At 58.6% G+C, this 11,207-nt stretch carries 9 protein-coding genes and 1 other RNA gene; 2 read left to right on the forward strand and 8 right to left on the reverse strand.

Going from position 1 to position 11,207, the window contains the following annotated elements:
* Positions 1–69: 69 nt before the first annotated feature.
* Positions 70–433: a transfer-messenger RNA gene (ssrA, locus tag AB5Z20_RS09555) on the reverse strand.
* A 237-nt stretch (positions 434–670) separates the two neighbouring features.
* Here ssrA and AB5Z20_RS09560 point away from each other — a divergent pair.
* A complete protein-coding gene (locus AB5Z20_RS09560) occupies positions 671–1,105 on the forward strand; it encodes a hypothetical protein (protein ID WP_138114199.1) in 435 nt (144 codons plus the stop codon).
* A 58-nt stretch (positions 1,106–1,163) separates the two neighbouring features.
* On the opposite strand, the gene AB5Z20_RS09565 is transcribed toward AB5Z20_RS09560, so the two are convergent.
* From AB5Z20_RS09565 to AB5Z20_RS09590, 6 genes are all read right to left on the reverse strand, one after another.
* The gene (locus tag AB5Z20_RS09565; RefSeq protein ID WP_138114196.1) at positions 1,164–1,679 is read right to left on the reverse strand and encodes a type II toxin-antitoxin system VapC family toxin; all 516 of its coding nucleotides are present in this window, start codon (positions 1,677–1,679) and stop codon (positions 1,164–1,166) included.
* Positions 1,676–2,029: a hypothetical protein gene (locus tag AB5Z20_RS09570; protein WP_138114193.1), complete on the reverse strand. Its 354-nt coding sequence runs from the start codon at positions 2,027–2,029 to the stop codon at positions 1,676–1,678. The genes AB5Z20_RS09565 and AB5Z20_RS09570 overlap by 4 nt, the downstream gene beginning before the upstream one ends.
* Before the next feature lie 139 nt (positions 2,030–2,168).
* Positions 2,169–4,184 (reverse strand): heavy metal translocating P-type ATPase, encoded by a 2,016-nt coding sequence (locus tag AB5Z20_RS09575; protein ID WP_254668683.1) that lies wholly within the window; start codon positions 4,182–4,184, stop codon positions 2,169–2,171.
* 78 nt (positions 4,185–4,262) lie between these two features.
* Positions 4,263–4,508 carry a DUF6110 family protein gene (locus AB5Z20_RS09580; RefSeq protein ID WP_022094642.1) on the reverse strand — a complete coding sequence of 82 codons (246 nt, stop codon included), beginning with the start codon at positions 4,506–4,508 and terminating at the stop codon, positions 4,263–4,265.
* A 187-nt stretch (positions 4,509–4,695) separates the two neighbouring features.
* Positions 4,696–6,453, reverse strand: a complete 1,758-nt coding sequence (locus tag AB5Z20_RS09585; RefSeq protein ID WP_368157138.1) for an ABC transporter ATP-binding protein — start codon at positions 6,451–6,453, stop codon at positions 4,696–4,698.
* Complete coding sequence (locus tag AB5Z20_RS09590) at positions 6,454–8,280, reverse strand: ABC transporter ATP-binding protein (protein ID WP_175406121.1); 1,827 nt, start codon at positions 8,278–8,280, stop codon at positions 6,454–6,456.
* A 120-nt stretch (positions 8,281–8,400) separates the two neighbouring features.
* Here AB5Z20_RS09590 and AB5Z20_RS09595 point away from each other — a divergent pair, with 120 nt between their 5' ends.
* Entirely contained in the window at positions 8,401–9,399 is a 999-nt protein-coding gene (locus tag AB5Z20_RS09595) for a helix-turn-helix transcriptional regulator (protein ID WP_229107869.1), read from the forward strand.
* A 64-nt stretch (positions 9,400–9,463) separates the two neighbouring features.
* Here the strand turns inward: AB5Z20_RS09595 and AB5Z20_RS09600 are convergent, their stop codons facing one another.
* Positions 9,464–10,828 (reverse strand): ATP-binding protein, encoded by a 1,365-nt coding sequence (locus tag AB5Z20_RS09600; protein ID WP_138114181.1) that lies wholly within the window; start codon positions 10,826–10,828, stop codon positions 9,464–9,466.
* Positions 10,829–11,207 lie beyond the last annotated feature (379 nt).

Raw genomic sequence — 11,207 nt, forward strand, 5'->3', positions numbered from 1 at the left:
ACGATTTCACCCCGGCAAACAAAAAAGGCGAACACCTCTACGAAGAAAGGTGTTCGCCTAATTCTACGCTGGTGGAGGCGCGGAGAATCGAACTCCGGTCCACGAAAGCCCCCTGATTGGCATCTCCAAGCTCAGTCGCTGGTTTAGTCTCGGACGCTTTGCGCGCAGCGACACGCTCGCGGCGTCCTAACCGGTTCGGTCTTAGCCTGCGCCATACCGATTACGTGCGCAGGAGCATTCCCCTAACATGACGTCGCGCCGGTGTCGGGGAAATCACCGGGTTGACGCGCCGCTATAAACTAAGCAGCGAGAGCCATAGGCTCAAAAGAAGAGTTGTTGTCAATTCAATTTGACGGTACCCCTGTTTAACGAGGCGAGGAGACCTCGGCTTGCTTCCTCTCTCAGAGCTATCGTGTCGAAACCAGTCGCCCCCGAATGTCGGGAAAGTCTGGATGGCATTGGGCACGAGCACCCAACACCCGTCGACTTTTCAAGGAACATGCGGGGCGAGCCCCGCTTGTGGAGTGTTATCTTACCACGTTCTGAAAGCGGACAGCTGTTCTATGCACGAGCTGTGAAGACCCCAATGTGCGCCGCACTTCGCACTTTTGCTACCGATCGCGTCACGTATATTTTCGCCAAGCAAAATTGACCCGTCGAAAGGACCGCCATGGATACCAAGCAGCAACTCGTCAATGCCCTCGCAGGCCTGGGCTCAACCATTACCGAAGCTATGGATGTCATCGAAGGCTTTGTCCCCTGCGGACATCCCGCCCTCACGGTATCGAACGCACTCGTCGCGCTGGACGCCGACGATGATGCAGCTCTCGCCCAGCAGCTTGAGACCGTCGAGGGCTTTATCGACCACGTGAGTGAGAACCGCGGCGTGGCCGCCTACCACGGCATCGAGGTAGAGCTCGCAGGTCCCAAGGCCGATCTGCTCGCAGCAATCCGCGAGGTAGGTACCCTTATGCAGACTGCAGGCGTCAAGAACACCCAGGTCAACGAGTGGGTCTACCGCAGTCTGGCAGCACTCGACAGCTCAGACGAAAAGGCAGCCGAGCAGCTCGCAGAAAGTCCCACCATTAAGGCCGAGCTTTTGTAAATAGCAGACGCGAGTCCCTTGGCGCATCGTCGTCCAAGAGGCCCGCAAACAGTTCGCGTCAACCGATAGCCGCGCCGCCGCGTTCGGCCAAAGCAAGAATCGACATCATTTGGCGCGGGGTCTTCGCTGCAAGATCGGCATGTTCGAGCAGCTTGTGATCGTTGGTCACTAAGTAATCGACCTGTGCGCGCTTGCACGCGGCGAGCACCAAGTTGTCCTCGTAATCGCGATGGAGCGTCAGATATTTGTCGGCTAGCCACAGATCGGATGCGTCTGCACCCACGGCCGTAGCGTTTTCGGTCATGTTCCGAACAAACGCCAACGCCGCATCGCCAATTGCACGGGCAGATGCCTCGTCGAGCGCTCCCCCGCTGGCAAGAACGCTACGCTTCAGCTCGTGTTGGACAACGTACAGCACGTCCTTGGCGATATGCACCGGAAAGAACAGCAATGCCCCCGTCTCCGCCGCCTGCCCAATAAACGCACGCGCGGCAAGCGACTCGGCATGGTCGACGCAAAACGAATCAACCCATACGTTGGCGTCCACCATTATTTTGAGGGGAGCCCCGCTCACAGGATCATCCCCTTTTGGCGATAGCGCTCGTCCATGGCTTCGGAATAGATTGTGTCCCAACCGCGATCGTCGGATACGGGCGACGTAGCGATGCCCAAATCTGCATAAAGCCGGTCTGCCGCTGCCCACGACGCGGCGAACGGAGTATCGGGCGCGACGGTCTGCTGCCGGTCGTCGACGGCCGCAAGCACTTCCTCGCACTGCCCGCCACCCTGCGCGACCTTGGCCACGACCTTTTTGATGAGCTCGGGCAGCGAGACGCCCGAAAGCCGCAGCGCTTCCTCGGCGCGCTCTTTAACCGAGCGATCTACGCGAACATTCACCTGTGCCATGCTGCCAACGGTAGCCATCTCAACCTCACCTTCAGCATTTACTAGCATTGCTAGCACGAGCATATATCCGAGCTAACATATCGTCAAACAAAAGAAGGCCTGCACCCTGACGGCTGCGGTGCCGCCCGAATGCAGGCCATATACTCAATCGAAAACGCTAACGCAGGTACGCCTTTGCGTTGCCCAGGCTGTAGGCGATCGTTGAGCCGTTGTGCAGCAGTGACGACGTCTGCGGAGTGATCATGCCGGTAATACCCAATGCCAACAGCGCCGAGTTGGTGAGCATCACCTTGGAATACGAACTCGACAGACGGTCGATAAGCCCCTGACTCATGCGGCGCAGGCGCACGATTGCGGCCAGATCTGTATCGGTCAGGATGATATCGGCGACCTCCTTGGCGATGTCGCTTCCACCGCCCATGGCCAGACCCACATCGGCCAGACCCAGCGCCGGTGAGTCGTTGACGCCGTCGCCCACCATGGCAACGTGGCGCCCCTCGCCCTTAATGCGCTCCACATACGCGTACTTGTCCTCGGGCAGCAGCTCGGCCTTAAACTCGTCGACACCTGCCTCGCGAGCAATGCGCTCGGCCGTGCGCTCCGAGTCGCCCGTGAGCATGACCACGTGCTTAACGCCCAACGCGTGCAAGTCGGCGATGGCCTCGCGGACCCCGGGCTTAAGCGGGTCCTCGATACCGAGCACGCCCACAACGGTGCCGTCGACCGCCAGATACAGCGGCGACAGGCCCTGCATCTGGGACTCGATGCGCTCCTTTATGTCGGACTCGAGCTGCGCGCCCTCATCCTCAAACACAAAGTGTGCCGAGCCGATAATCGCGCGACGTCCTTCGATGGACGAAGCGATGCCGTGTGCCACGATGTACTCGACGGCAGCATGGCGCTCGCGGTGCTCGAGCCCGCGCTCGCGGGCGGCGTTGACCACGGCACGCGCCACCGGATGCGGGAAATGCTCCTCCAAGCAAGCGGAAAGGCGCAGGACCTCATCCTCGCTCCAGCCATCGGTGGTGAGCACGCAGGCAAGACGCGGCTGTGCCTCGGTGAGCGTGCCGGTCTTATCAAACACAATGGTGTCGGCCTTGGCAAACGACTCAAAGTACTTCGCACCCTTGACCATGACGCCCATCTTGGCAGCATCGCTCATGGCAGTCATGACGGCGACGGAACCCGTGAGTTTGAGTGCGCACGAGTAGTCGACCATCAGCGCCGCTGAGGTCTTGATGAGGCTGCGCGTGGTGAGCGCAACCAGGCCCGCGAGCAGGAAGTTCCATGGGACGATCTTGTTGGCGAGGTCCTCCATGTGCGACTGACCCTCGGACTTGAGCGAGTCGGCCGTCTGCACGAGCGAGACGATCGAGCGGAGCTTGGTCTGAGCCGTGTTGGCGCGCACACGCACCAAGATGCTGCCATCTTCCACAACGGTGCCGGCGAACACGTCGTCGCCCACGCTGCGCTCGACGGCCAGCGGTTCGCCGGTCAGGGTCGCCTGGTTGACCATAGCGCTCCCCTGCTCGACCACGCCGTCGATACAGATAGACATGCCGGTGCGCACGGCGACCAAATCGCCGGGTTCAAGCTCGGTGGCGGCAACGCTTACCTCGGTGTCGCCGACGACCTTTTGCGCCTTGTCGGGCACATCGAGCAGCGAGTTGATGAGTTCGTTTTCGCTCATGGCGCGGGTGTAGTCCTCGAGCAGCTCACCCACGTTGAGCAGGAACATCGTCTGGCCCGCGGTGTCGACATCACGTTTGACGAACGAAATGCCGATGGCCGAAGCGTCAAGCACAGGAACGGTTAGGCGCGGCTGCGCCAGCTCATGAAGGGCAGCGCGCAAAAATGCCATGTAACCGGCCACGACAAACACCGCACGCAGAGGCGTCGGCAAGAACCAGCGGCGCGCGTAGTGGGCGCCGATAAGTGTGGCAAGATCCATGACGAGCTTGTGCTTGCGTGGCTCAAGCTGCATCACATAACCCGTCTTTGCGTCGGCAATGGCCTGGGCATCGAGCGCACACAAAGCGTCGAGCACGCCCGCACGACACTGCTCATCATATTCGAGCGCCATCTGGCCAATACGGCCGTAAACGCGCACCTTGTGCACGCCGTCGATGTCGCCGCTGAGCTTAAGAAGCGCATCGAGATCACTCTCTGGCACAGGACCCGCCAACTGAAGGCGGGTCCTGCCGGGGATCTCGCTAATAATCGAGAATCTCATAGCTTGTGCCTGGGAGCGTTACTCGGCTGCCTCGTCAGCAGCGGCCTCGCTCTGGGTGATGTAGGCAGCCTCGGCAACCATGTCATCGACATTGGCCTTGGCCTGCTCGACCATGTCCTGGTAGCAGTTCTTGACGCGCATACCGCACGCGATGCCCTGCACGCAGGCATTCTTGACCGGAGCGCTGGTAAGCAGCTTGATGCCGGCCGTGCCAAGCAGAAAACCGCCACCGACAAGCAGGGTATTGAACGTCGACTTCTTCATGTTGTTTCTCCCTTTTGCCGCATTGGACGCGGCACGGTGCCTCAGCACCCGAGTAAACAAGTTTGCTCGAGCACACTTTTGGAAAATAGTTTAGTTTATCTAACTATTAAGTTCAACAATGGTTAACTTTTTGGAAACTATGGGGGTGAACTCAATATGACAAAGGGACTGCCCCTTTGTCATATTCCTACAGCTGCCAGTCCGCCGCCTCCTTTTGCAGCGCAACCATGCGGGCGAATTCTCCACCTGCCGCCTTGAGCTGCGCCGGGGTGCCCTGTTCGGCAACCACTCCATTCTTGAGCACAACGATTTTGTCGGCATTTTCCACCGTACGCATACGGTGGGCAATAACGATAACCGTCTTACCTGCAAGCAGACGGGAGAGTGCCTGCTGTACCACGGTCTCGTTCTCCACATCCAAGCTTGCCGTCGCCTCGTCCAACAGCACGATGGGTGCGTCTTTGAGCAGCGCGCGGGCGATGGAGATGCGCTGGCGCTCGCCACCGGACAGCTTGGAGCCGTTCTCGCCGATCATGGTGTCGTAGCCCTGCGGCATGCGGCACACAAACTCGTCGCAGTTGGCGGCACGCGCGGCCGCAAGCACTTCCTCATCGGTGGCATCACGACGCCCGAGGCGGATGTTTCCCATCACCGTGTCGTCAAAGAGCAGCACGTCTTGGAACACGATAGCGTAGTCGCGCAGGAGTACCTCGGGATCGACGCCCGCAACATCCACACCGCCCACGGTAACCTTGCCCGCAGTGGCATCCCAAAAGCGCGCGGCCAGGCGGCTCACCGTAGACTTACCGGAACCCGAAGGACCGACCAGCGCCGTAACTTCGCCTTCCTTGGCGGTAAAGCTCACATCGGTAAGAACTTTCTCGCCGGCGCGGCCGTCCTCGCCCGCACCATAGCCAAATGCCACGTGATCGAACACCACATCGTGACCCGCGGGCTCAAATTTCTCGCTGCCCCGCGCCACAGGCTCTTCCATGATGGAACGCATGCGCTTGGCAGACGACTCGGCGGCAAACAGCTCGGACATTAACATTAACGCCTGGTCAAAGGGCGCATAGATACGGCTCACCATAAGCAAGAAGGCAAACATCACCAAAAAGTCGACCCGCCCCGAGGCAACCATCGCGGCACCCGTTACCAGCGTGGAAGCGACCCCCAGACGCAAAATGACAAAGGCAGAGTTGACCAAAAGCCCGTTAACGAGTTCTCCCTTAGTGGTCTCGCGCTCCTCGTCATCGATCACAGCGTTGAGTCCCTCAAGATAATAGGCCTCCTGGTTGGTAGCGCGGATCTCGCGCACACAATCGAGCGTCTCCTGGATCGCCTCGGTGACTTTGACCTTCTCGGCGCGAACACGGTCGAACACCGGGACCATGGGGCCGCGCGTCAAATACAGCACGGCAAAGGCCACGGGAACGCTCCAGAACGCCGTGATCGCCAACTGCCAGCAAAAGAACAGCGATGCTGCGAACACAATAGCGCTTGCGATAATGGCGCCCCAAAGCTCTCCCAACACGTGGCTGTAGGCATGTTCCATGGTCTGGACATCGCCCATGATGGTCTCGGTTAAATCGGCCAGATCACGACGACCGAAAAACGACAGCGGCAGTTTGCGCAAGCGTTCGGCGATCTCCATACGCTGCTTGCCGCACTCCTCGTAAAAGATGCAGTAGGTGTAGTAATACTGTTGCCAGTTAGAGGCAAAGAGCAACACGAAAAAGACCAGGAGGCCGCCCACGATCGGCAGGGCATCCGGCAGGTCAGCGCCAGTGGCGAGATGTTCGACAAAACCGGCCATGACCAGGAATAAAAAGCCCATGCCGGCCATGGTAATAAGATTGGTGAGCGTGGTCCAGAAAATGCCGCGCTTTACGCCGGCGACGCCTTTATCGGATAGGAAATACTTCTTTTGGAATGAGGCGAACATTTAGGCCTCGCCTCCCTTCGTGACGGCGGCATCCGCGGTCGCTGCAGTGATTTTCCAGCTCGCGGCCTGTTCGTATTCGGCCCACATCTTGGCATACAAACCCTCTTGGGACAGCAACTCGGCATGAGTACCCGACTCCTGCACCCTGCCCTGGTTGAGCACCACGATTTGATCTGCGCCCACTACAGTCGAGAGTCGATGAGCAATCATAATGACCGTGCGACCCGCCGCCAGCTTGCTAAAGGCGCGCTGGATGAGCGCCTCGTTCTCGGGGTCGGCAAACGCCGTGGCCTCATCGAGCACCACGATAGGCGCGTCTTTAAGGATCGCGCGGGCGAGCGCCACGCGCTGGACCTCGCCGCCCGAAAGATATGCTCCGCCGGCACCGAGCATGGTATTGATGCCCTGCGGGAGCTTGGCCACAATGTCGTCGCACTGAGCTGCGGAGAGGGCCGCACGCACTTCGTCGTCAGTGGCCGTAGGCTTGGAGGCGCGCACATTATCGGCAAGTGTTTGCCGGAACAGCTGGTTAGTCTGGAACACGAAAGCGACCTGGTCCATAAGCTCGTGCGGATCCATATCGCAAACGTCCACACCGCCTACAAGCACTCGGCCCGAAGAGACATCCCAAAAACGAGGAATCAGGCTTGCGCAGGTTGACTTGCCGCCGCCCGAAGGACCCACTAGGGCGAGGGTGCTACCAGCGGGAACACTGAAACTTACATGGCTAACGGCAGGTGCTTCGGCACCCTCGTACGTAAAGCTTACGTCCTCAAATCGCACTTCGCCGCCGGCAGGGTGCTTGAGTTGGGCGGGCACGGAGAGCTGCTTGGAATCCATGATACTTCGAATACGAGCCAGCGAATCGGCACTCATCTGAGAGGCCTCGCCCACAAACATGAGCTTGGTCAGGGCCGTCGGTACCACGGCCGAAAATATCGCGTAAAACGTGAAGTTGGCCATAAAATGTGCGAAGTCCGTCTCGCCCGGCGCCAACAGCAACGCCACGGGCAACAGGAATGCCACAAGACCATTGAGCGCGGTAAGGTTGAGTACCTGCGGACCTCGGCAGAACGTGCCCGCATAGTTTTGTGCCATGTCGGCGTATTCGGCGATCGCATCGTGGAAAGCCTTAAAGGAGTAGACCGTCTGCTGAAACACCTTGACCACGGGAATACCGCGTACGTATTCGGTGCCGGTCTTGTTCATCTTGACCAGCGCTCCCATGTAGGCCTTCATGAACTCGGCGCCTTTGCCGCTCATCATGGTGGCCATGGCGCCAAACGAAATGGCCACCGAGATGAGGCATGCCGCGCCCAAGCGCCAATCGAGGGCGAAAAGCAATACGAGCAGGCCCACGACCATGGCGGCGGCGCCTGCGATATCGGGCAGCATGTGTGCGAGCAAAGTCTCGGTGGAGGCGGCACATCCGTCTACAACACGACGCAGCTCACCGGTGGCGTGCGTGTCAAAGTAGCCAAGCGGCAGCTTAAGCAGGTGCTCGCTCGTAGTCTTGCGGATATTGGACGCACAGCGAAACGCGGACAGATGCGTGCACATGAGCCCCACGAAATAAGCTACGATGCTTGCCAGGGCAAAACCCACGGCCCACCAGCCATACATCGCGATGTCGCAGGCTTCGCTCCAGTTAGGCGCCACGGCGATCAGATCGCGCGCGACAAGCCAAATGCACACGTACGGGCCAAAGCTCAGCAGCTGCGAGAGCGCCGAGAGCGCCATGCCCAAATACGTTAGGAATTTGCGGTCACCGGCATACGCGAGCAACTCGCCGATGCCTCCACCTTCCCTTTTTGATCCCTTTGCCATGAGATTCCTTTCTAACGGCTTGAGAGTTAACCGTTCTCAACTTATCATTGATATGTTAGCCAAGGCACACAATCGAGCCAGGCGTGGACGTTTTCGCAAAGGAAGGGGACGCTTTTGAAAATGCATCGGGCTGCGACCGACATAACTGAGCTCTACGCACCACAGTTTGAGCAGTTTGGCCTGGAGCTTTCCGGCAAGGGCGCTGTCTTTACCGGCGAGGTGGCAAACGATCGGGCGCACGGACGCGCATGGATCATGCCTCTCTCCCCTGCCTGCATTGTCATGGAGCATTTCATCACCCCGACGCACGATATGTACCTGGCCGAATACACACCCGAGCCGTACGCCTGCGTGAGCGAAGTCAGCGCGCCCACACTTACATGCATGCCCGAGACTGGCATAACGCCCGCGAACCTCAAACCATCGCATGGACCGTGGCCAAACAATGCCGTTTGCAGCTTTATCCAAGATAGCTGTGGCGAGGAATTAAGCCCGCTGTTTGCGGGGGAACTTTATCACTCGCGCTCGGTGCTCTTTTTGCCTGGATATTTTGACGAACTGGAGCACCGCTATCCCACCGAGTTCGCGGGAATCTTTGAGGCGTTTGCCGAGCCATGGCACGAGGAAGCGACGTCTGCCATCTATCACACGCTGCGCCGGATTAACGAGGACCGTGCCCAAACCGTAGGCGGACACGTCTATATGCAGGGCATCGTGGAGACCATGGTCGCGGAGCTCGCCTGTTCGCGCGCGGCCCACAAGCAGGCGCGGCAGGCGGCAGACACACGCGTCAGCATAACCATGGCCGAAGAAGCAACGGCAATGATTGAGCGCACGCTCGACAAAGGCAGACATGTGGGTATCAACGAGGTGGCCGAGAGGCTCTACACAAGCCGCTCCAAACTATGCGCCACCTTTAAGGCCCAAACCGGCGAGTCCCTGGGCGCCTACATTCGCAGACGCCGTATGGAGCGAGCGCAGGACCTTTTGGCAGATAGCGCGCTCACGATAGCGCAGGTGGCAGAGCGTCTAGGCTACCCTCAGCAGGCCGCCTTCGCCCAAGCCTTCAAGCAATACACCGGCATGACACCCACGGCTTGGCGAAGCAAGCATCGCTAAGGCCCAAGCTCCCTGGCCGTAACGGAGCGATTAATTAGCCGCCGCCCGTCAGCTCACCCGGGATCTAAACGTCAAGATGCGCACAATCAAGCGCCTTTTTGATAAGAGGGACAGATCGATCAGCCAAATACAACGGAATGTTGAGCACCCCGTCGTCGAGCTTTAGGTTCTTAAGTGAGTAGCGGACCCTCAATGGAGTCGTCTCCGCATGCTTGTCGGCATAGTACTTAAGGCTCTTGGAATGAACGACCTCTCCCGATTTGACCTCGACGGGAACGATTTCGTTTCCGACCTGAATCAAAAAATCGACTTCGTGCTTCGGCTTCTCGTTTGTCCAATAACGCGGAGCAGCATCTAACTGTGAAAGTAATGCCTGAAGCACATAGTTCTCGGCGAACGAACCTTTGAACTCCGAAAATAGCGCATCCGAGATGGCAAAAGCGGACGCATCCAGCCTTGCCATGCGGCGCAGCAAGCCGACATCAAGACAGTAGACTTTAAATGCCTTGAGGTCATCGTACGCAGAGAGCGGCACACCACCGGCAGCATTAAGGCGAACCGCCGTGATGAGCCCAGCATCGGCAAGCCATTCCAGAGCATCCTCGTATTCTCGAGCACGAGCCCCCTCGCGCACCGCACCCCAAACGAACTTTTTGTTCTCGCGCGCCAACTGAGCTGGAATCGAGTTCCATATTTGCGAAAGCTTGGCGAACTGCGCACGGCCACCATGCTTGGCAAAATCGCGCTCGTAGGAATCCAAGAGATCAGACAACACCTTATCGACCTGAACGATATCGCCCGTCTCCACCCACCGGCCAAGAGCCTCTGGCATGCCGCCGCATGCAAAATAACGACGAAGATGCTCGACGAGACGGACATGGAAGAAATCGGGCACTGTCTCGATCTGATCCAGGCCGCCAAGGTATTCGTCGTAGTTTGCAGCGCCCTCGGCTTTCAGAAACTCGGAAAAGCTCATGGGGCGCATCTCCATGAACTCGACCTTTCCCACCGGAAAAGCGCTGGTCTCACGGGACAAGCGAACGCCCAACAAAGACCCTGCGCATGCGACGTGATACTCGGGGGCCTCGTCACAGAAGTATTTAAGGGCGCCGACTGCAGAAGGACAATCCTGGATCTCATCAATAATAAGCAGCGTTTCGCCGGGCTCGATAGGCTGTCCAAGTGCCAGGGAAAGATTTGAGATGATCCGTCGAGGATCGCGCGTACCTTCGAAAAACTGAGCGTACTCGCTCTGTACCCCAGGTGACGGCTCCTCGAGCGTCAGATACACAAAATTGCGGTACGAGGTTCGACCGAACTCCTTAAGCGCCCACGTCTTTCCAACCTGGCGCGCCCCCTTAAGGATAAGCGGCTTACGATATTCTGACGCTTTCCAAGCGTTAAGCTTGGCAATGATATCTCGCTGCATGGCCGAACCTCCCGCAAAGAATCTTCCGTAAACGTGATATTTCCCACATTTTACCCTAGGTAAAACGTGACATTTATCACATTTACGGAAGTTTTAAGCTCATTTCGCCACACTTTCATCACATTCAAAAGGCGGAGGCGCATTTTGCGCCTCCGTCACCATCTTTCCTATCAGCCCGCCTGACCCGAACGGCCGAGTCGTCACGGAACCGAGGGGCCGAGCGCAGGGCCTTGCCTCTCAATGAGTTCCGCACGAACAGGAGGCGCCAGTGACGCCTCCGTCGTGAGTCAGGACTGTCCGAAATTGAGAGGCAAGGCCCTGCGCCCGGCCCCTCGGTTCCCGCTTACGAGAGCGACGTTCTCAGCAACTCGTTGAAGAG

The organism is Collinsella aerofaciens, assembly GCF_040910245.1.
Taxonomy (GTDB): domain Bacteria; phylum Actinomycetota; class Coriobacteriia; order Coriobacteriales; family Coriobacteriaceae; genus Collinsella.

Coding starts and splice junctions, on each gene's coding strand:
- AB5Z20_RS09560 (WP_138114199.1), top strand. CDS start 671: ATGGATACCAAGCAGCAACTCGTCAATGCCCTCGCAGGCCTGGGCTCA.
- AB5Z20_RS09570 (WP_138114193.1), bottom strand. CDS start 2,029: ATGGCTACCGTTGGCAGCATGGCACAGGTGAATGTTCGCGTAGATCGC.
- AB5Z20_RS09580 (WP_022094642.1), bottom strand. CDS start 4,508: ATGAAGAAGTCGACGTTCAATACCCTGCTTGTCGGTGGCGGTTTTCTG.
- AB5Z20_RS09585 (WP_368157138.1), bottom strand. CDS start 6,453: ATGTTCGCCTCATTCCAAAAGAAGTATTTCCTATCCGATAAAGGCGTC.
- AB5Z20_RS09590 (WP_175406121.1), bottom strand. CDS start 8,280: ATGGCAAAGGGATCAAAAAGGGAAGGTGGAGGCATCGGCGAGTTGCTC.
- AB5Z20_RS09595 (WP_229107869.1), top strand. CDS start 8,401: ATGCATCGGGCTGCGACCGACATAACTGAGCTCTACGCACCACAGTTT.
- AB5Z20_RS09600 (WP_138114181.1), bottom strand. CDS start 10,828: ATGCAGCGAGATATCATTGCCAAGCTTAACGCTTGGAAAGCGTCAGAA.